Raw genomic sequence first — 18735 nt, forward strand, 5'->3', positions numbered from 1 at the left:
AAACGCTACGTGGCCCGCGAGCTCTACCGGCACATTCAGCCTCCGACGGCCACACAGGCACCTTCAGCCGCTTGACGAAACATAGGGGCATCTACTTCCTGCCGCGCGGCTACGCGGTCGCGCAGCTCGACAGCGTCGGCACCGGCGGCTCGACCGGCTGCCCGACCTCCGGCGGGCGCAACGAGACGCTCGGCGCGAAAGCTGCGGTCGACTGGCTGAACGGCCGAGCGAAGGGCTGGGACCTGAATGGACAGCCGGTCGGCGCGGCCTGGTCGACGGGCAATGCGGCGATGATGGGCATCTCGTACAACGGCACTCTGCCAACGGCGGTGGCGACCACCGGTGTTGAGGGTTTGAAGGCGATCGTGCCGATCTCCGGGATCTCCTCCTGGTACGACTACTACCGGGCCAACGGCGGCGTCGTGGCGCCGGGCGGCTACCAGGGAGAGGACACCGATGTACTCGCCAAGTACGTGTACAGCCGCGCCGACCGCGAAATCTGCAAGCCGGTCCTGGACCGGCTGACGGCGGAACAGGACCGGGTGACCGGTGACTGGAGCCCGTTCTGGCAAGAGCGTGACTACCTCAAGGACATCGGGAGGATCAGAGCCGGTGTCTTCGTCGTGCACGGCCTCAACGACTGGAATGTGAAGACCAAGAACGCCGGGCAGCTGTGGGAGGCGCTGAAGAGGAACCATGTGCCACGCAAGTTGTGGCTGCACCAAGGGGGTCACATCAATCCGATGCCGCTGCGGATGGAGGAGTGGCTGAGCCAGGTGCACCAGTGGTTCGACTACTGGCTCTACGGCCTGGACAACGGTGCGCTGGAGGCGCCGCCGGTCGACGTCGAGCAGGCGGACTTCAGCTGGCGCCAACAGTCCGACTGGCCGGCGCGCGGCACGCGTGATGTGACGCTGCGGCTGAATGCGGACGGCCTGTCGTCGCTGCCGAGTTGGCCGGTGAAGCAGTCGTTGTCGGACGCGGGTCGTACGGTCACGGCGGAGCAACTCGTAACCGATCCGGACGGGAAGAACGCGAACCGTCTCGCGTACGCCACCGGCCCACTGGCGAGGGATGTGCGGGTCAACGGCGTGCCCGAGGTGTCAGTGCGCGCCTCGCTGGACGGCACATCGCCCTATGTGACGGCGCTGCTCGTCGACTACGGCACCGACACCCGCGCTACGGCCGGGACTCTCACGGACACGTCGCAGGAGGTCTGTTACGGCGAGGGGATCCCTGGCGACACGGGCTGCGCGTACCGGACGAAGCACCGTACCGAGACCGCCGATTTCAAGATCGTGTCGCGCGGCTGGCTGGACGCCCGCAACCGCGACTCCATCGCACGCCAGGACAAGGTGGTGGAGGGACGCGAGTACCGGCTGGAGTGGGGAATGCAGCCGCAGGACTACGTCTTCAAGAAGGGGCACCGGCTGGGCGTGGTGCTGATCTCGACGGACTACGACTACACCCTCCGCTACCCGGCCGGCACCCGGATGACGGTACGGACCGGGGTCAGCAGCGTGACCTTGCCGGTCGCGCCGTAGCAGCCGCTGGGGCCTCGCGGCGGCGGGCCGGCCGATAGTGCCCGGCTCGCCGCCGCGGCCCGGTGTTCGTCACCCACCGCCGCCCTGGCCCCGGCAAGGTCGTCTCGCCGCGCGATGTGCGCCCGGACACCGGGCCGGCCCGCCTGTCGTACGGGCAGGCCCCCGCGCTGCTGGACCAGCACACCGCGTCGGCCGGGCAGGGCACCGGCTGGGACCCGCACGAGTGGAGGCACTTCGGCATGACCCACCTCGGGGAGGCCGGAGCGAGCCTGCTGATGCTCACGGCCAAGTCGAGGCACGCAAGCCGGAAACGTGAAGCGGTACTTCAAGCCGTCACCGGAGGCCATCGCGGAGGTCACCAGCCTGCTGGCACCCGGGGGCGCCCGGCGCTGAGCGGTCGTATTCGCCGTTGACGGCCAGGACGCCGCCCGCGCCTCCGAGGCGCCCCGACAGGCCGGACTGCTGATGGTGGCCCTAGCTCTGCGGGACGTCCTTGACGAACACGATGCCGTCGCTGTCCGCCAGGTGGGCCGGGTCAAGCGGGGCGTAGCCGAACCAGGGGGATACGCGGGGCGCGGGCCGTGTGTCGCCGAGGGCGGTGGCCAGCCGCGGGGCGTCGATGACGCAGCGGTCCTCCGGGAGCGCGTACAGGAGTCCTTCGACGGTGTCCGGCGGCGGCGTGTCCACTCCCTGGTGCCGGATCGTGCCGAGGGCCGTGGCCACGAACGCGTACTCCTCGCCGAGCTGGGCGCTCACCAGCGCACCGGCGCTCCACCACTCCAGCGGCATCCCGCCCATCCGCATCGAGCTCTTGGCCCGTTGGAGATGGGCGTTCTGAGCGTGGACGAGTGCCGGGCCCCGTTCGGCGACGGCGAGGAGGTTGTGGGCCATCATCTGGTCCCGGACGCCCACCAACCAGGTCATGCGGGCCGGTGAGGTGTCGGCCATCCAGTGGTGGTAGCGCAGCAGGCCGGTCGCGGTGCGCCCGTACAGGCGCGCCCGGTCCCAGTCGTCCCGCGAGGTCGTCACGAGCAGGTGCGGCGTCTGCTGGTCGAGCAGTGCCACCAGATCGTCGGCGAGCAGCCGCAGTTGGCCGGCCTCGGCCGACTGCCCCGTGGACTGGGACGGGTCCATCATCGCGGCGGGATTGGTCCACCGGTCGTCGGCGCCGAGCAGGCGGTCGAGTGTGTCCGCGGTGCAGGGGAGCAGGTCCGCGTCCACCCCGGCCGCGAGGTAGCCGTGGAGTGCGGTGAGTGCCTGCCGGGGGCTCGCGGCGTGGGTGATCTCCAGCGGGCCGTCGAAACCGGCGAAGCGGAGCCGCTCGGACGCGGGTCGGCCGTCGTTGTCGGCACGGACGTTGTAGGCGCGCATCCAGCGCACGAGCTCGCGGTTGGCCGCGGAGGTGCCCCAGCCGTGGCTGATTCCCTGCTCCATGACTTCGTCGAGGGTGCCCGTGCCCGAGGTGACGTAGTCGTCGACGACCAGGCCCATCATGCAGTCGCTCTCGATCGCGATCGTCCGGTAGCCCTCCTGCTCGACAAGCTGCCGGAAGAGCTCGTTGCGCAGGTCGAGCAGAGCGTCCTCGCCGTGGGTGGGCTCGCCCAGGGCGAGCAGCCGGGGCCGGGCGGGGAGCAGCCTCATGACGGCGGCGGCCTCGACGGCATGGGCGGTGTCCTTGGTGTCAGTAGCCATGCCTTCAACGGTATCGTTGAACCTTCGGTTGAAACTTTCCCGCGATATCGTCAGCTCCATGGGGAGAAACCTTCAAAGCGGCGGGCAGCTCAGGCCGATTGACCTGGCGCGCGGGCACGGTCTGTCCACGCAGGCCATCAGGAACTACGAGGAGGCCGGCATCCTGCCGGCCGCCGGTCGCACACCCCACGGTTACCGCACCTATACCCCGCTGCACGCGCGGGCCCTGGGCGCGTTCCTCGCCCTGGTGCCCGGCCACAGCCACCAGACCGCGACGTCGATCATGCAGGCCGTGAACCGGGGCGCGGTCGATGAGGCCTTCCGCCTCATCGACGAGAGCCACGCCCAGCTACTCGACGACCGGCGGACACTCCAGGCCGTGGAGAACGCCCTCCGCGACCTGGCGCCCACCACGGCGTCCGAACCCGACGCTGCGGTGTCCGGGCCCGGCGGCACGTTCATCGGGCCGCTGGCAGGGGAGCTCGGACTCCGGCCCGCGACGCTGCGCAAATGGGAGCGCGCCGGGCTGGTGCGCCCGCGCCGCGACCCGCTGACCGGGTACCGCGTCTACGACGAGGCCGACGTACGGGACGCCCGGCTGGCCCACCAGCTCAGGCGGGGCGGCTACTTGCTGGAGCAGATCGCCCCGCTGATCGCCCAGGTGCGGGCGGCCGGCGGACTGGAACCGCTGGAGGCCGCGCTGTGCGACTGGCGCGGCCGGCTGTCCGCCCGCGGGCGCGCGATGCTGACCGGGGCCGCCGAGCTGGAGGCGTACCTCCGCGAGCGCGCGTCGCGGCCGGCAGCGGCGAGTCCTTAATCGCCTTGCCCGCCGACATGAGGTGCTTGAGGGCATTGCCGGCGGTCGGGCCGGCGAAGCAGTTCAGTCGCGCGTCCATGGTGTGCTCCTCCGTGGTCGTCAGTGGCTACACCCCTGAGACGGGGTGGCCCACCCCCTGCGACATGGACGGATGCGACCCGTGTCTCCCCGCCGTCGGCGCGCGTCAGCCGACGAAGTACTCCAGCACCGGAGGAAGTTGACGGCTCCCAGCAGTCGCTGCTGAGCCGGCACTCAAGCGGTGCGCCAGTATCCGAGGGCATTGACACGGTCCTTCGGCAGGCCCAGGTCCTTGCGTACATACGTGATGAGGGCCCGGGTTGTGGTTGTCTCGCAGGCGATCCAGACGTAAGCGCCGGCCGCGTCATGGATCAGGCCCGGCAGAGCGGTCTTCACCTCCTCGACCAGGTGGGCGCCGGCGTCGCGGCGGGGGATCCTGAGCAGTTCGTGGTGGGCGGGGTCCAGCCGTAGCGGCAGATTGTGGTCCGATTCGTGCGTCGTCTCGAACCAGATGGTCGCGGGCACCTGCGGAAGCGCGTCGAGCAGGGAGTTGATCGCGGGGAGCGACGCCGGGTCGCCGACGACGAGGAGACGCGCCGGCTGTGGGTCGGGCGTGGCGAAGCCTGTGCCCTGGAGTGTCGCTTCGATCGTGTTGCCCGGCTGGGCCTTGCGCGCCCAGTCGCTCGCGCAACCGTCATGCAGGGCGAACTCCAGGCTGAAGGTCCCGCCGACGGGGTCGGGATCCACCAGGGTGTACGCGCGCTGATGCGGCTTGCCGCCGTTGTCGAACCAGACGCGGACCCACATGGTGGGGTGCACGCCCGTCAGTGCGAGCATTCCGCCGTCGGTGAAGTGCACCCGTCGGAAATGCTCAGTGATCTCCTCTGCCCCGGTCACGGTGAACTCGAAGTCCTTGCCGCGCATCAACTTGAGGACGACGCCCTCCCAGCCGTGACCCACCACGTACTCCTCCCCACAGGCCCGGGATTGCCTCCCGAACATCCGTCCGTCAAATTAGGCCAGCCTAACCTAATGGAGTCGAGGAGCAGAGTGAGCGCAAGGATCTACCGGGCCCCTGGGGGATCCCGCGCCTTCGGGCGGAGAACGCGGCCGAACCGGCCTTCGCGCTGGCCGACCCCGCGGATTGTCGTCGAGCCGGACGCCCGCAACAAAAGGCCATCGAGCGGATGGTCCGGGCAGGTTTTTCGCGGGGTCACCGTGAACAGATCGGCGAAGTCGGCGACGAGACCCGCCTCGACGAGCTGGATGACGCGGGTGGCGCCGAGGCCCTCGATATCGAGCTGGTCGCGTCCTGCGGCGTACGAGACGAAGGCCACCAGGCGGCAGTTGCGGCCCCGCACACACCGCCGGCGCTGCTCGGAGGTGTCGATGTCGGAGCCGCACTGCGGGCACACCTCGGGGAAGACGATCGGCTGCTCGTCACCCGTGCGCAGATGGGCGACGGGCGCCTCGATGCGGAGGATGATGTCGTTCGTTGTCCCGGCAGTTGCTGTGTCCCCCGCAGGCCGTGTTGCTGTCGGATGGCTCTGAAGATTTCAGTAGCGCACGAAAGGTTTCCGTCCCGCTCACTGACGGTCACGCGACTGCGTCCAGGTACGTGGGGATCGGCCTGAGGTCCTCGACCGTGTGATCAGAGACGGAGAGACTGCCCGACGAAGTGGGCTGTCTTTGGCCGACGCCACCGGCGTCGGAGTACATGACTGGTTCCGCAAAGGATCACTGCGTGTGCCTCGTTCAGCCTGCGCCTCTGACTCGCCGCGCCTCATGACGAAGCGAGACCGGTAGACGGCAAGCCCTGTAGGGGATGAGGTCCGCGGCGCAGGTCATGGCTGGCGGAGTTCCATGGCGATGGCGTCACGGAGTAGCTCGTGGGCGCGATGGAGTGGTGTGGTCCCGCTCAGCCATCGTTCGCTCAGGCCCTCGACCAGGGCGGTGAGGCGTTCGGCAGCGGCACTCGGGGCGATCTCCGGGCTGGCCAGACCGGCGGCCTGGGCCTGGCGCACTAGGTGTGCGAGGTCCTCAACCCATTCCCTGGTCGAGGTGGCGAGCTGTTCCCGCAGGTCCAGGTCGAAGATTGCGGTGGCGCGGAACTCGCCCCAGGCCGCACTGTTCTCCCTGACCTGGGGGTCGTCCTGCAGTTCCAGGAGCAGCATTTCGGTGAGTTGGGTACGCGGATCGTCGGAGCGGTCCAGGGCGGCGTCGGTGTAGCGCACGGCCCGCTGGTTGATGAATTCCAGCGTGCGGCGCAGCAGCCCGGTGCGGTCCTTGAAGTGGTAGTAGATCAGTGCGGTCGAGACGCCGGCCTCTGCGGAAACTTCCTCAACGCGCAGCCCGCGCACGCCGCGTCGGGCGATCAGTCGGGCTGCGGCTTCGAGGATCTGGGTGGGCCTGTCCGGCATCGAGTGCTCCCACTGCCTCAAGGATCAACATGTGACTGGGTCTGATCATGCCCTACTATCGCACTGACTAAATTTTCAGTCAGGAGGTTGGATCTTGCGAATGACCAGACGTCAGACTCTGCAGGCAGGGGCCCTGGCCGCCTTCGGCGTGGCGCTGAGTGCCTGCAGCACCCAGGACAGCAGCCGCCCTGCGCAGGGCAGCGGCAGTGCTGCTCCCGTGGGGGCGACGCCGGCCGGTGGATGGCGCATGCCCGACGAGGCGCACCCCCACGAGCTGACCTACATGTCATGGCCCACCCGGCAGATCTGGAAGTCGGACATCTACGGCGTGCGTGAGGACATCGCGCGGATCGCGCGGACGATTGCCGAGTTCGAGCCGGTGGTCCTCCTGGCCAATGACCAGGATGTGAAGGCGGCTCGGACGGTCTGCGGCTCTGGGGTGGAGGTCGTACCGATTCCGGTGGACGACCTGTGGATGCGCGACATCGGGCCGACTATCGTGCTCGGGCCCGATGGGATCGCCGGAGTCGACCTCAACTTCAACGGCTGGGGTAACAAGCAGGCCCACGGCCGCGACAGTCAGGTCGCAGAGGCGATCCTGGACGACGAGCACATCACCAGGATCAATGCGCCGATCATCGGTGAGGGCGGCTCGATCGAGGTCGACGGCAAGGGCACCCTTTTGGCGACCGAGAGTTCTCTGGTCAACGGGAATCGCAATCCCGGCAAATCCCGCGACGACATAGAGCAGGCGCTCAAGGCTCTGTTCGGCATCACCGCGGTGATCTGGGTGGACGGCGTCAGGGGCAAGGACATCACGGACTACCACATCGATGCGCTGGCGCGGTTTTCCGAACCCGGCGTCGTGGTCATGAGCACACCGGACGAGGAGGCCCCCCGGGACGTCTGGACCGACGCCTACGATCAGGCCCGGAAGGTCCTGGACAGGGCCGTGGACGCTCGGGGCAAGCGGCTCGAAATTGTCGAGCTGCCCGAACCGGTCGACATCGGCCGCCGCGGGGACGGATTCCTGGCCAGCTACGTGAACTACTACGTGGTCAACGGTGCGGTCATCATGCCCGGCTTCGGCGACAAAAAGGCCGACAGCGATGCCAGGTCCATCGTGCGCGATCTGTACCCGGGGCGGAAGGTCATACAACTGCCCGTCGACACCCTCGGCGAGGGAGGGGGCGGCATCCACTGCTCCACTCAGCAACTCCCCAGGACCGCGGGGCGAGCGCGTCGGTGAGGCTGCGGCCATGAACACCGAGTCCTTGTCGTCCGGTGCCACGTACAGGCGAACGGTGTCGGCCGGCGCGAGGTGCGGCATGTATTGCATGACGTCGTCCAGCCGTGCTGCCCCAAGTGCCTGGCCGAGCCTCCTGTGTGGCCACAGGGCCGTAACGCCTTGTGAGCACGGCCCCGGCCCGCGCGTTCGGCGGCGCCCGGGCGACTTCGCCTCGATTGCCCTGAGGCGGTTCCGCGGCTGTCGGCCGCGGGAGATCCGTGCGTCACCTAGGGATGGTCCCCGATGCCCGCGCCGAGGGCGTTCGTCTACGGTCGCGAGAGTGCGGAGCTTTCCGGCCAGCCGGCCCTTCCGCACCGAACTCGTTCGTTATGGAGAACCCGATGAAGGCAATTGTCCAGGACCGGTACGGCTCACCTGACGTCTTGGAACTCAGGGAGCTCGACAAGCCGGTGCCAGCCGCCAAAGAGGTTCTCGTACGGGTCCACGCGGCGGCGGTCAACGCGCGCGACTGGCACGTCATGCGCGGCGACCCGTACGTCGCGCGCCTGATGCTCCCCTCCGTGTTCGGGTTCGGCGGGCCCAAGAGACAGATACGAGGCAGGGACTTCGCGGGCCGGGTGGAATCGGTCGGCGCAGACGTGACACGGTTCCGTCCTGGTGATGAGGTGTACGGCGACCTCGGCAACGCCGACGGAGCATTTGCCGAGTACGTGTGCGCCCCGGACGAGATGGTGGAGCCGAAACCGGCCAACCTGACCTTCGAGCAGGCGGCCGCGGTGCCGCTGGCGGGCAACACCGCCCTCATGGGCCTGCGCGACGTCGGGCGGGTACAACCGGGACAGCACGTCCTGGTCAACGGCGCGTCAGGAGGCGTGGGAACGTTCGCCGTACAGATCGCCAAGTCGTTCGGCACGGAAGTGACCGGCGTGTGCAGCACCAGAAACATGGACCTGGTCCGATCGCTCGGCGCGGACCACGTCATCGATTACACAGAGGAGGACTTCGCCCGGAACGGACGGCGGTACGACGTCGTGTTCGACCTGGTGGGGAACCGTTCACTGGCCGAATGCCGACGCGCGCTGACACCCGCGGGGACGCTCGTCATGTCCGGCGGAGGCGTGTCCGGCGGCGGCAGTCCTGTCGGGCCGATGGGTCTCCTCATCAGAGGGCAGGCGCTGTCACCCTTTGTCCGCCATCGGCTGCTCGCACTCACGGAGTCGCCGGGCAAGGAGAACCTGGCGGCGCTGAGGGAGCTCGCCGAGTCGGGAAAGGTCACCCCGGTCATCGACCGGACATATCCGTTGAGCCAGGTACCCGAGGCCATCCGGTACCTCGAAGTGGAGCACGCACGCGCCAAGGTCGTCATCACCGTGTGAGGCGATGGATGTCATGCCGCAGAAGTCAGCTGCCTGACAGTTTCTCCTGCAGCCAGTCGAAGACGACTTCGCAGTGCTGCTGCGGGGCCATCGGGGAGCAGTGCAGTTGCGCGCCGGTGGCCGTGGTGAGCTTCACGTAGTCCTTGGGAGCCGTCAGCTTGTCGAACATCTGGCGCGGCTGGCCGGGATAGAACTGCTCGTAGTCGTAGTCGAGGACAAGCGTGGGCATCTTGATGCGGCCCACGACGTTCGTGATGTCCAGCGACTCGATGAGTTTGGCGGGGGTGTAGAAGTCGGTGAACATCTTGCCCTTGCGGGCGTCGAGCATCGCCGGCACGGAGAAGGGCTCGATGCGCTTCTTCATCGTCGCGGCCGCGGACGGCGGCAGCTCGGGGACGACCTCCTTGTTCCAGATGTTGTTGGTCTCCTCCTTGTCCGGGGTGAGGATCTTGCGGAGCTCCGGAGGAAAGCCCAGCCAGGGCGCCAGCAGGCCGGGCATCGCCACCAGAGCGGCGATCCTGTTCTCGAAGGCCGCGGCCCGGGGAGCCAGATCCCCGGCCATGCTCAGCCCGGTCAGGGCGATCTTGCCCGTGTCCACGTCCGAGCGGGCGGCCAGCCAGTCGACGAGCGGCGTGACCACGGTCTCCCAGTGCGGCGTGAAGACCACCTGGTCCACGAAGAGCAACTGCCCCTGGCCGGGCCCGTCGTACACGAGTGCGTTCCAGCCGCGCTCCAGAGCGGCCGCGACGCCGTAGGTCCACATGTCGACGTTCTGTCCGTCGCTGCCGTTCGTGAGGATCACGGTGGGGCGCCGTCCGCCGGAGTCGTCCGGCCGGAAGAGCCACACAGGCAGCGGGGTCTTCCCGTACGGGATGCTCGCCGTCACTGGTGCCGGGTCGCACAGCTCGCAGAACTTGTCCCAGGCGCCGCGCCCGGCTTTGTACAGCTGCTCCTCGCTGCCGGGATCGTCGGAGCCGAGGACGAAGAACAGTGCCTGGCCGTAGTACTGCGCGGCCCGCAGCGCACGGAAGCGTGTGGTCTCCGTCCCGGGCTTGCTGCCCTGGGGCGCCTCCATCAGCTGATCGCCGAGTTTCTTGAAGGTCTCGGTGTACGTCTGCGCGGAGAGGCCGGCCTTGTTGATCGCGTTCACGGCGGTGAGCACCTCGCCCACCTCACCGGCGCCGTAACCGGACCCGCCGAGCGCGAGGAGCCCGTTGAAGTTGAGGGCCGGGTCCTTGAAGAGCGTCATCGCCCCGGGCGTGGGACCGCCCGCCGGGGCGGAGGCCGACGCCGCGCGACTCGGAGTGGGCGCATTCACGGGCGACGCGCCCGACGGGGTGCACCCAGCGGCAAGCACGGTCCCGGCCCCACCGGCGAGCCCTGCAAGCGCGGTGCGGCGGGTGGGGCCGGATGCGCGATCACTCGATACGTTCGTCATGCCAGCCGAACGTACGAGCCTCGCCTCCCGCCCACCGTCCGCGACACCCCCCGTTCCCCCGAACGGCGCTTCACGCAGTCCCTGGGTGCCTCAACGGCGCGGAGGCAAGTGCCCCAGCCCCACGCCGACCTGACGGAGTCCTACCGGGCGCCGAACTGCTGGGCGGCCGCGCGCAGGCGCTTGCCCCGTCTGCCCGTCACCGACTTGACCGGGATCAGCACCAGCCAAAAATACTTCGCGCCCGCCGGGGAGACGAAGGCGAGCGGCACGGCGACGGCGAAGACCAGCACCGTCGACGCCAGATCGGCCACATTGTTGCGCGCGACGGGATCGGGCATCGCCGCGCTACCCAGCCACGGGCGCTTCCACACTGCGACCGTCAGCGCGAGCTGTGTGGCCCCCATGGCCGCGACAGCGCCGGAATAGACGGCCACCGACTGCGACACGTCCCCGTACTCGGCCAGCAGGGTGGTAGGGAAGGGCATCAGAGCGACCAGCCCCAGGCTCAGCAGCCCGAGCCTGATGACCGTCCCATCCACCTCCCGCGTGTACCGGAAGATCTGGTGGTGGCCCCGCCAGAACGCCGCGATGACCAGAAAGCTGAGGGCGTACGCCCACACGTTGGGCATCACATCCCCCAGCGCGTGCTCGAAACCAGCGGGATCCAGCCCGGCGGGCAGCGTGATGTCCAGCGCCAGCAGCGTCATCGCGATGGCGAACACGCCGTCCGACAGCGCGAGGAGTCGGGCCGCGCTCCCCTCGTCGTCCCGCACTCGCTGGTGGCCGTTCACAACCGCCCACCCTAGGGTCGAATGCTCCAGAATGCTCCGATTGATCACTTGAACGTGCTGAGCCGCCCTCCGCTCTCACACCGTTACCGGCCCACCACCCGAGTGAGGCCCGGCCGATGGCTTCGCGTGCGAGTGCTCCACCCGTCAGGCGTCGAAGCGGCTGCGGGAGGCCTCGATGTGACCGAGGTACCGGTGGGTCCAGTCGCACAGTCCGTCGATCGTCACCCGCAGGGCCTGGCCCGGCTCGGTGAGGGTGTACTCGACACGCGGCGGCACGACGGCGTGCACCGTACGCTCGATCAGACCGTAGCGCTCTAGCATGCGCAGGTTCTGGGTGAGCATCTTGTGGCTGACGCCCTCGATCTCGTTCCGCAACTCGCTGAAGCGCAGGGTGCGTTCGCCCAGGGCCTCGATGATCAGGAGCGCCCACTTGTTGGCGACGTCCGAGAAGATCTCCCGCGCCAGAGAGTCCGCACGCCTCAGGTCCGCATCCTCGGGCGAGCCGCTGAACTGCTTGGTCACCATCAGGTTCCCCAGTCACCGAAAAGTGCGTTCTTCCATGTCAGCGGCCACTCTCCTACGGTTTCCGAGTAACCGCAAGAGAGCGACTCTCGTAGCAAATGGAGGCAGACAGCATGGCCATCACCCTGGTGAACCCCAACGGATTGCCGGAAATCGACGCCTACCGGCAGGTGTCGATCGCGACCGGGTCGAAGCTGGTCTTCATCGCCGGGCAGGTCGCCTGGGACGTCGACGGCGTCACGGTCGGCGAAGGCGACCTCGCCTCTCAGGTCGAGCAGTGCTACCTCAACATCGGCACCGCCCTGGCCGAGGTCGGCGCTTCCTTCGACGATGTGGCGAAACTGACCGTCTACGTCGTCGACTGGACCCCCGACAAGATGCCCATGCTCATGGAGGGGCTCGGTCGGGCGGCCGCGAAGCTGGGGGTCACCGCGACACCCCCTGCCTCGCTGCTGGGCGTTGCGGCACTGGACGTACCCGAGCACCTGGTGGAGGTCGAAGCCACCGCGATCATCGACTGAACAGGTGTTCTTCGCCGCCACCACAGGTCTACGGCCCCAAGGGGTCGGCCCGCCGAAGCACGGCACGTTACCGCGCCTTCCGGATGTGCAGATGGCCGTCGAGGGGGAACGGGGGGTACGGCGGCAGCGTCGACTCGTAGACGTATCCACATTTCTCTGCGACGCGGCAGGAGGCGGCGTTGTCCACCTGATGGAGCAGTTCCAGGTGCTGGAGCCCGTCGTCGGCGAAGGTGTCGAAGGCCCAGACCGTGACCGCCTCGAGGGCGCGCGGGGCCACACCGCGGCCCCGGGCTTCGGCCACGGTCCAGTAGCCGACTTCACCGGACGACTCGGCGCGATCGGCTCGTTCGACCGCCACATTGGCCACGAGCCTGCCTTCGCCACTGTCGCCGTCGTCCCGTTCCTCGAGCACGGCGAAGCCGAGATAGTCCCCCGTGTCCCAGCCCCGCTGTCGGACGTCCAGCCACCGCAAGGCGTCGTCGTGGCTCTCCACCAGCACTCTGGTGAACCTCCGCAGGGCGGGATCGCGGTACGCCTCGAGCAGTGCCGCCAAGTCCTCTTCATGCCATGGGCGCATGAGCATGGCGGGTGCGGATGGCGTGGCGGGCACGCGCAGGGCAACGGTCATCGAAGTCTCCCCCTCGTACGGTCTGCACCTGATCATCCCTCAGCGGTCCTGGTCACGCAGGGCGATGCCGCACCAAGCCCGGTCCGGACGACGTAAGACTTTCGTCATCGTGCTCAGCCCTTCCGGCCGGCTCGTCCTGACGTTGAATCGAGGCGGGGGCCGGGGCAGGCCCGGTCGGGACCGGCGATGACAGGAGACGACAGTGGGGCGCATACGGAAGTGGCTCGGCAGACCGTGGGGTGTGGCAGCGCTGGTCGTCGGTCTGGCAGTGGCCGGTGTGGGGCTGTACTGGTTCCAGCCGTGGAAACTGTGGGTGGACGAGACCGTGAAGGACGCGATCCCCACGGCGTCCGGCACCCCGGGCCCGGCGGACCCGGCCGAGCCCACGGCCGGAGCGACCACGACCCCGGCGCCTGCGACGCCGCGGACACTGGCTTCCGGCGAGCTGATCAGCCATGAGCACCGTACGCGTGGCTCGGTGAAGGTACTGCAGCTGGCCGATGGGACGCGCACGCTCAGGCTGGAGAACCTCGATACGAGCAACGGCCCCGATCTGCGGGTGTGGATCACCGATGCCGCGGTGAAGGACGGCACCGCCGGCTGGCGCGTCTTCGACGACGGGAAGTACGTCAGCCTGGGCAAGCTCAAGGGAAACAAGGGGGACCAGAACTACACCCTGCCCGCCGATCTGGATCTGAAGCACTACACCAGCGTCAGCATCTGGTGCGACCGGTTCGACGTCTCCTTCGGCGCGGCCGCGCTCGCACGTACCTGATTCCGCTCCGTACCGGGTTCCGCCGTGTACTTGATTCCGCTCGGCACCGCCGTCCACGGGAGCTGCTGGGCTGCTGCACGGCCCGCATACGGGCAGGCGCCCCTCAGAACGGAAGCACTCTCCCCGACGGGGTCCGCAGGTCGAGATCGCGGGCGGGCTTGCTCCGCACCGGTTTGCGGACTCGGATCTGCGGAGCCTTGGCCATCGCACTCACCCTCTCAGGCCGCAGCGTTGCACAACAGGCTCCAGTCTTGCTCGGGCCGGGATACAACGGTGATACAACGGTGTGCACGGCGGCCCGGGGCAATTGGACGGCCTGTGACATATGACAGAGGCACCACCGTATCGAGTGTTGCCAAATCCCTTACGGGCCCTCGCTCCCTGTGCAACAGTCGTAACAGGTCCACTAATTCGGACCTGGCAGTGGCCGCGCCTGTATCGGAGTACGACATGCCGTCCCATGTGTTCGCGGACCGTCCCGCCCCGCAGCCGCCCGAGCGCGGCAGCGTCGACGCGCTGATCTCTCAGACGCGTCGGCTGCGTGGCGACGTGGACGCCGTGCGACGGGACGCCGTGGTGGACGATGGCGACCCGCAGGGGCGGTGGCAGCGGGCCCTGTGCGACCTGGCGGTGCACCATCTCGACGATCTCGGCAGCCACCTGGGACAGCTCAAGGAAGGGCTGCCGGAGGAAGCCGTCGACGCCTTCGAGGAGGAGCTCGCCGAATACGAGGCGGACCACGCCCAGCGCACCGGTTCGCTGCTCAGCCGCGTCGGCAGCGCCGAGTGGAATCTCCTGACCGACGAGGTCAACTGGTCCGACGAGCTGTACCAGATCCTCGGCCGCTCCCCGGAGAGCGGCCCCATGTCCCTGGACGAACTGCCGGCCATCGTGTTCGCGGAGGACCAGGCGCTGCTGACCGCGCTGGTGACGGACTGCCTCGTCGACGGCCGCCCCATCGACGGCGAATTCCGCATGGTCCGGGCCGACGGGCGGGTCCGTACGGTGCACATGATGGGCGAGCCCGTACTGGACGCCGACGGCTCCACCGCCTCCATGTGGGCCGTGCTCCGGGACGTGAGCGAGCTGCGCCGCAGCCAGCGCGCGGTGAGTGAGACCCGTGACTCGCTGCAGCGCCGGCAGCACTTCGTACAGACCGAGCGCCGGCTCGCGGTCGAACTGCAGGAAGCTGTACTTCCGCCCTGGCGCGGTTCCCTGCAGTTCCCGCTCGACGGACCCACCGCGCTGGACGTATCCGCGCACTATCTGCCGTCCACCAACAGCGCGCTGATCGGCGGCGACTGGTACGACGCGATCCAACTTCCGGGCGACGATTCGCTGTTGAGCGTCGGCGACCTCACCGGGCACGGCGTGACCGCGACCTCGACGACGGCGATGCTGCTCGGCGCCCTGCGCGGAATGGCCGTGGCCGGGATCCGGCCCGGGCCGCTGATGGCGCATCTCAATCACCTGCTGGAGACCTCGGTCCAGCCCGCCCTGGGCAGCGCGGTGTGCTGCCGCTACAACCCGGCCGGACGAACCCTCACCTGGGCGCAGGCAGGACACCCCGCCCCGCTGCTGTTCCGCAACGGGACGGGGCGTGCGCTGACGCCGCCCGACGGGGTGCTGCTCGGAGCGAGGTCCGCCGCCACGTACGAGCAGGCCGAGGTGCAGCTGCTCCCCGGCGATCTGCTGATCCTGCACACCGACGGGCTGACGCGCACGAGCGCTGCCGAGGAGGGCGACACGGACCGGCTGCTCGCGCTGGCACCGCGGTTCAGCGGGGCCCGTGACGCACAGGAGTGCGTACGGACGGTCGTCGAGGAGTTCGGTGAGAACGACCGCGAGCACGACGCCTGTGTGATGGTCGCGAGGATCGGCGCGTAGAACGCGCCTACCGGCGCTCGGCGGAACTGCTTCCTGGTGATTGGGCACGCCTGGATCGCTTGAACCGATCCAGGCTGCTGGATCTATGGTGGTTCGCTGGAAGTGGTTCTCTAGATCTCGACGCTCCTCGACTTCTTCGAGGGGCTGTTGGGCAGGGCCAGCTGGATTTCCTCGCGCAGGTCCTGGATCCTCGGGTAGCCCGCGTAGTGCCCTGTCAGCCGGTACATCTCCCGCAGCCTGTCCCACGTCCGGTGCGAAGAGGTCTCCCCCATCGAGACGAGCGCCAACCTGGCGTAACGGTCGGCCTGTTCGGGGTCGTCGGCGATGAAGCACGCCGACGCCAACGAGATGTAGTCGAAGATCTTTGAGCGCTGGCGGCCGCCCTCGCGCAGCTCCAGCGCCTGTTTGGCGTGGTTCTGCGCGGTGTTCGCCGCAGTCGGATCGTGCTCGGCGAGGGTGCGGTAAGCCAGTGCCTCCATGCCGTGCAGATCCGCCTCGTCGAACATCTGCATCCAACTGGGGGGCGGTACATCGCCCTTGTCGGATACGAACAGGTCCTCGGCCTCGCCGAGGGTGCGACGCATGGCCTGACCGCGGCCCATGGAGGCCTGTGCCCAGGCTTCGATGGTGTGCAGCATCGCCTGGGTGCGCGGCAGGATCTGTTCCCCGGAGCCCGACTTGGCGAGCTTCATCAGGTCCAGGGCGTCGTCAGGACGGCCCAGGTGGACCATCTGGCGGGCGGCCCTGGAGAGCGCTTCGCCGGCGCGCGGGCGGTCGCCGCCCTCGCGTGCCGCGTGGGCGGCGATGACGAAGTACTTCTGGGCGGTGGGTTCGAGGCCGACGTCGTGGGACATCCAGCCGGCGAGTACGGCAAGGTTGGCGGCAACGCCCCACAGGCGCCGCTGGAGATGGTCGGGGTGTCGGTAGGCGAGCATGCCGCCCACTTCGTTGAGCTGACCCACAACGGCCTTGCGCTGGAGCCCGCCGCCACGGGCGGCGTCCCAGGCGCGGAACACTTCGACGGAACGCTCCAGTGCCTCGATCTCCTGCGACCCGATGGGGGCGGCCTCATAGCGGTCGAACCCAGCGGGGTCGGCGTGCAGGGGACTGTCGATACGGGGTGCGTCCTGAGCGAGTGCGGGGTCGGTGTGCAGCCAGTCGTGCATGGCGCTGCTGAGTGCGGAGCCTGCGGCGAGCGCGGCGCCCGCGCCCACCAGGCCGCGTCGGTTGAGCATGAGGTCCATTCCCGTGAATTCGGTGAGGACCGCCGCCGTCCGTTCCGGCGCCCACGGAAGGCCGTCAGGGTTGTCAGCTCCCTGGACGTCCCGCCGTCTACCCGCTCGCCCGATCCGTACGAACCCGAGGTCCTCGATGGTCACGACACGACCGAGTCGCTCGGTGAACAGAGCTGCCAGCACTCGCGGCACGGGATCGCGCGGGGACTCCCCCATGTCGATCCAACGCCGCACCCGCGAGGTGTCGGTCGCCAGCTGAGGGTGGCCCATGGCCGCCGCCTGCCGGTTCACGAGTCTCGCGAGCTCCCCCTTCGACCAGCCGGCCAGGCCGAACAAGTCGTAGAGGCGGGTGTTGGGTTCTCCGGTCACGTCAAGCCCCCAGGTTCTCGGCTGAGTTGACAGTAACCCCCTGTCAGATGCCTGGCGACTATTCGCCAGGGTTCGCCAGGGTGCGCCAGATGGTGTGCCACCCGCGACCGGGTGTCACGTAGGAACGCGCCACCTCGGCCCGGCAGCCGGACGCATTCCCCAGGGTGCCGATCGGTTGCCGGGGCGGGGCCGCTTACGCAACTTGTCGGCACGCGAAGGGATCTGTAACCCGCATGTACACAGCATCGTCCTCCGTGTCCGCTCCGCCCCGGCCGCAGCGCTCCTCGGCTGTCCCGGCCGGCACCGGACCGTATCTCGACCCCACTCACGCCGGTCGGGTTCAACGGCCGGTGGGGATGGTCAGCCAACCCCTCAGCGGGAGAATCGACTTGTCCGGCCCTCAGGGCGCGCAGCTGCGGATGGCGATCGCGGCGGTGCACCGGATCTGCCCGGAGTTCAATCCGGTTCAGGTGCTGCGCCGGAGCGGACGTTCCGTACTGCTCGTCGGAACCACAGGACGCACCACGGCCGTTGCCAAATGCTTACTGGACCACTCGCCCGTCTGGGCCGAGCGGTTCCGTTACGAAATAGCTGCCTATCGCGCCTTCGTCCGGCACCGCCCACCGGTGCGGGCCCCGCGGCTGATCGCCGCGGATCCCGACAACTGCACACTGGTGATCGAGCGGATGCCGGGCCGGGCGGCGGCCCTTGCACGGCACCCGGCCGAGGCTCCGCCCCGTGCCGATGTACGGGCCGCCCTCGGCGCGATCGCCCGCCTCAACGCCTGGCGGCCGCCGGCCGGGATGTTCGACGCCCCGCTCGACTACGCGCCCCGGATCTCGCGCTATCACGAGCTGGGCCTGTTCACCGACCGTGACCTCGGCGACCTGCAGAAACTCCTGCACGGTCTCGCGCACGCGGGCGGACGGCAGGGGATGGGACAGTTCTGTCACGGCGATGCGCTGCTCTCCAACATCCTGCTGTCGCCTGCGGGTCCCGTGCTGGTCGACTGGGAGCACGCCGGCTGGTATCTGCCCGGCTACGACCTGGCGACGCTGTGGTCGGTGCTGGGTGATGCACCGGTAGCGCGTCGGCAGATCAGTCAGCTGGCGCAGCAGGCGGGAACGGCTGCGCGGGACGCGTTCCTGGTGAATCTGATGCTGGTGCTGACACGGGAGATCCGTACCTACGAGACGGCTGTGCAGCGGACGATGCGCGAGGCGGCACCTGCGGGTGCCGGTCATGTGCCGCCCGGTGGACTGTCGGCCGGTGAGGAACAGCGGCTGCTGCTGCGGCGGCTGCACGATGACTGCGCGATGGCACGGCGGGCTGTGCGCGCTGCGGTCGGCACCCGCTGACCGGCCACCACAAGAGGGAAGTGCGCTACGCGCCCAGTGCCGACACACTGGGCGCGTAGCGCACTGTGGTGCTCGGGTGGTTGTGGAACGTGGCC

Annotated in this window: 16 protein-coding genes and 3 pseudogenes; 9 read left to right on the top strand and 10 right to left on the bottom strand. The window is 68.7% G+C overall.

Features of this window, described 5'->3' with window-relative positions; genetic code table 11:
* The first annotated feature begins 71 nt into the window (after positions 1 to 71).
* Both AB0D12_RS20845 and AB0D12_RS20850 read left to right on the top strand, forming a co-directional pair.
* A complete protein-coding gene (locus AB0D12_RS20845; RefSeq protein WP_362684705.1) occupies positions 72 to 1544 on the top strand; it encodes a Xaa-Pro dipeptidyl-peptidase in 1473 nt (490 codons plus the stop codon).
* A gap of 47 nt (positions 1545 to 1591) precedes the next feature.
* Positions 1592 to 1937 (top strand): annotated as a pseudogene (locus tag AB0D12_RS20850) (site-specific integrase); the annotation flags it as partial.
* Between the two features lie 81 nt (positions 1938 to 2018).
* Here the strand turns inward: AB0D12_RS20850 and AB0D12_RS20855 are convergent.
* Positions 2019 to 3236 (bottom strand): erythromycin esterase family protein, encoded by a 1218-nt coding sequence (locus AB0D12_RS20855; protein WP_362684708.1) that lies wholly within the window; start codon positions 3234 to 3236, stop codon positions 2019 to 2021.
* A gap of 58 nt (positions 3237 to 3294) precedes the next feature.
* On the opposite strand from AB0D12_RS20855, the gene AB0D12_RS20860 reads away from it, so the two are divergent.
* A complete protein-coding gene (locus tag AB0D12_RS20860) occupies positions 3295 to 4053 on the top strand; it encodes a TioE family transcriptional regulator (RefSeq protein ID WP_362684711.1) in 759 nt (252 codons plus the stop codon).
* Here AB0D12_RS20860 and AB0D12_RS20865 read toward each other — a convergent pair.
* The 4 genes and pseudogenes from AB0D12_RS20865 to AB0D12_RS20880 form a co-directional block, all read right to left on the bottom strand.
* Positions 4025 to 4132, bottom strand: a pseudogene (locus AB0D12_RS20865) (carboxymuconolactone decarboxylase family protein); the annotation flags it as partial. The gene AB0D12_RS20860 and the pseudogene AB0D12_RS20865 sit on opposite strands and share 29 nt — an antisense overlap.
* A gap of 173 nt (positions 4133 to 4305) precedes the next feature.
* Positions 4306 to 5031 (bottom strand): siderophore-interacting protein, encoded by a 726-nt coding sequence (locus AB0D12_RS20870; protein ID WP_362684714.1) that lies wholly within the window; start codon positions 5029 to 5031, stop codon positions 4306 to 4308.
* A 254-nt stretch (positions 5032 to 5285) separates the two neighbouring features.
* Positions 5286 to 5561, bottom strand: a pseudogene (locus tag AB0D12_RS20875) (NAD-dependent DNA ligase LigA); the annotation flags it as partial.
* A gap of 354 nt (positions 5562 to 5915) precedes the next feature.
* Positions 5916 to 6491 carry a TetR/AcrR family transcriptional regulator gene (locus AB0D12_RS20880; RefSeq protein WP_362684717.1) on the bottom strand — a complete coding sequence of 192 codons (576 nt, stop codon included), beginning with the start codon at positions 6489 to 6491 and terminating at the stop codon, positions 5916 to 5918.
* A 100-nt stretch (positions 6492 to 6591) separates the two neighbouring features.
* Here AB0D12_RS20880 and AB0D12_RS20885 point away from each other — a divergent pair, with 100 nt between their 5' ends.
* Entirely contained in the window at positions 6592 to 7740 is a 1149-nt protein-coding gene (locus AB0D12_RS20885; protein WP_362684720.1) for an agmatine deiminase family protein, read from the top strand.
* A 380-nt stretch (positions 7741 to 8120) separates the two neighbouring features.
* On the top strand, positions 8121 to 9116 hold the full coding sequence (locus tag AB0D12_RS20890) for an NAD(P)-dependent alcohol dehydrogenase (protein ID WP_362684723.1): 996 nt from the start codon (positions 8121 to 8123) through the stop codon (positions 9114 to 9116).
* Positions 9117 to 9141: 25 nt separating this feature from the next.
* On the opposite strand, the gene AB0D12_RS20895 is transcribed toward AB0D12_RS20890, so the two are convergent.
* From AB0D12_RS20895 to AB0D12_RS20905, 3 genes are all read right to left on the bottom strand, one after another.
* Positions 9142 to 10365, bottom strand: a complete 1224-nt coding sequence (locus tag AB0D12_RS20895) for an alpha/beta hydrolase (protein ID WP_362684726.1) — start codon at positions 10363 to 10365, stop codon at positions 9142 to 9144.
* A gap of 329 nt (positions 10366 to 10694) precedes the next feature.
* Positions 10695 to 11345, bottom strand: coding sequence for a TMEM175 family protein (locus tag AB0D12_RS20900; protein WP_362684729.1), 651 nt, complete (start codon positions 11343 to 11345; stop codon positions 10695 to 10697).
* Positions 11346 to 11489: 144 nt separating this feature from the next.
* On the bottom strand, positions 11490 to 11870 hold the full coding sequence (locus tag AB0D12_RS20905; protein WP_362684732.1) for a helix-turn-helix domain-containing protein: 381 nt from the start codon (positions 11868 to 11870) through the stop codon (positions 11490 to 11492).
* Between the two features lie 110 nt (positions 11871 to 11980).
* On the opposite strand from AB0D12_RS20905, the gene AB0D12_RS20910 reads away from it, so the two are divergent.
* Positions 11981 to 12388, top strand: coding sequence for a RidA family protein (locus AB0D12_RS20910; protein ID WP_362684735.1), 408 nt, complete (start codon positions 11981 to 11983; stop codon positions 12386 to 12388).
* 67 nt (positions 12389 to 12455) lie between these two features.
* Here AB0D12_RS20910 and AB0D12_RS20915 read toward each other — a convergent pair whose 3' ends face one another.
* Positions 12456 to 13016 (bottom strand): GNAT family N-acetyltransferase, encoded by a 561-nt coding sequence (locus AB0D12_RS20915; RefSeq protein WP_362684738.1) that lies wholly within the window; start codon positions 13014 to 13016, stop codon positions 12456 to 12458.
* Between the two features lie 202 nt (positions 13017 to 13218).
* Between AB0D12_RS20915 and AB0D12_RS20920 the strand changes: the two genes are divergently transcribed.
* Both AB0D12_RS20920 and AB0D12_RS20925 read left to right on the top strand, forming a co-directional pair.
* The gene (locus tag AB0D12_RS20920; RefSeq protein WP_362684741.1) at positions 13219 to 13791 is read left to right on the top strand and encodes a DM13 domain-containing protein; all 573 of its coding nucleotides are present in this window, start codon (positions 13219 to 13221) and stop codon (positions 13789 to 13791) included.
* Between the two features lie 450 nt (positions 13792 to 14241).
* On the top strand, positions 14242 to 15678 hold the full coding sequence (locus tag AB0D12_RS20925; RefSeq protein ID WP_362684744.1) for a SpoIIE family protein phosphatase: 1437 nt from the start codon (positions 14242 to 14244) through the stop codon (positions 15676 to 15678).
* Positions 15679 to 15788: 110 nt separating this feature from the next.
* Here the strand turns inward: AB0D12_RS20925 and AB0D12_RS20930 are convergent, their stop codons facing one another.
* Positions 15789 to 17282 carry a hypothetical protein gene (locus AB0D12_RS20930; protein WP_362684747.1) on the bottom strand — a complete coding sequence of 498 codons (1494 nt, stop codon included), beginning with the start codon at positions 17280 to 17282 and terminating at the stop codon, positions 15789 to 15791.
* A gap of 233 nt (positions 17283 to 17515) precedes the next feature.
* Here AB0D12_RS20930 and AB0D12_RS20935 point away from each other — a divergent pair, with 233 nt between their 5' ends.
* Positions 17516 to 18640, top strand: coding sequence for an aminoglycoside phosphotransferase family protein (locus tag AB0D12_RS20935; protein WP_362684750.1), 1125 nt, complete (start codon positions 17516 to 17518; stop codon positions 18638 to 18640).
* Positions 18641 to 18735: the final 95 nt, after the last annotated feature.

The sequence above is a fragment of the Streptomyces sp. NPDC048479 genome (assembly GCF_040651435.1).
In the GTDB taxonomy this organism is placed as follows: domain Bacteria; phylum Actinomycetota; class Actinomycetes; order Streptomycetales; family Streptomycetaceae; genus Streptomyces.

Bases quoted from the DNA above. Each gene is read 5' to 3' on its own strand.
- AB0D12_RS20855 (WP_362684708.1), bottom strand. From the start codon at position 3,236: ATGGCTACTGACACCAAGGACACCGCCCATGCCGTCGAGGCCGCCGCC.
- AB0D12_RS20860 (WP_362684711.1), top strand. From the start codon at position 3,295: ATGGGGAGAAACCTTCAAAGCGGCGGGCAGCTCAGGCCGATTGACCTG.
- AB0D12_RS20880 (WP_362684717.1), bottom strand. From the start codon at position 6,491: ATGCCGGACAGGCCCACCCAGATCCTCGAAGCCGCAGCCCGACTGATC.
- AB0D12_RS20885 (WP_362684720.1), top strand. From the start codon at position 6,592: ATGACCAGACGTCAGACTCTGCAGGCAGGGGCCCTGGCCGCCTTCGGC.
- AB0D12_RS20890 (WP_362684723.1), top strand. From the start codon at position 8,121: ATGAAGGCAATTGTCCAGGACCGGTACGGCTCACCTGACGTCTTGGAA.
- AB0D12_RS20895 (WP_362684726.1), bottom strand. From the start codon at position 10,365: ATGACGCTCTTCAAGGACCCGGCCCTCAACTTCAACGGGCTCCTCGCG.
- AB0D12_RS20905 (WP_362684732.1), bottom strand. From the start codon at position 11,870: ATGGTGACCAAGCAGTTCAGCGGCTCGCCCGAGGATGCGGACCTGAGG.
- AB0D12_RS20910 (WP_362684735.1), top strand. From the start codon at position 11,981: ATGGCCATCACCCTGGTGAACCCCAACGGATTGCCGGAAATCGACGCC.
- AB0D12_RS20915 (WP_362684738.1), bottom strand. From the start codon at position 13,016: ATGACCGTTGCCCTGCGCGTGCCCGCCACGCCATCCGCACCCGCCATG.
- AB0D12_RS20925 (WP_362684744.1), top strand. From the start codon at position 14,242: ATGCCGTCCCATGTGTTCGCGGACCGTCCCGCCCCGCAGCCGCCCGAG.
- AB0D12_RS20935 (WP_362684750.1), top strand. From the start codon at position 17,516: ATGTACACAGCATCGTCCTCCGTGTCCGCTCCGCCCCGGCCGCAGCGC.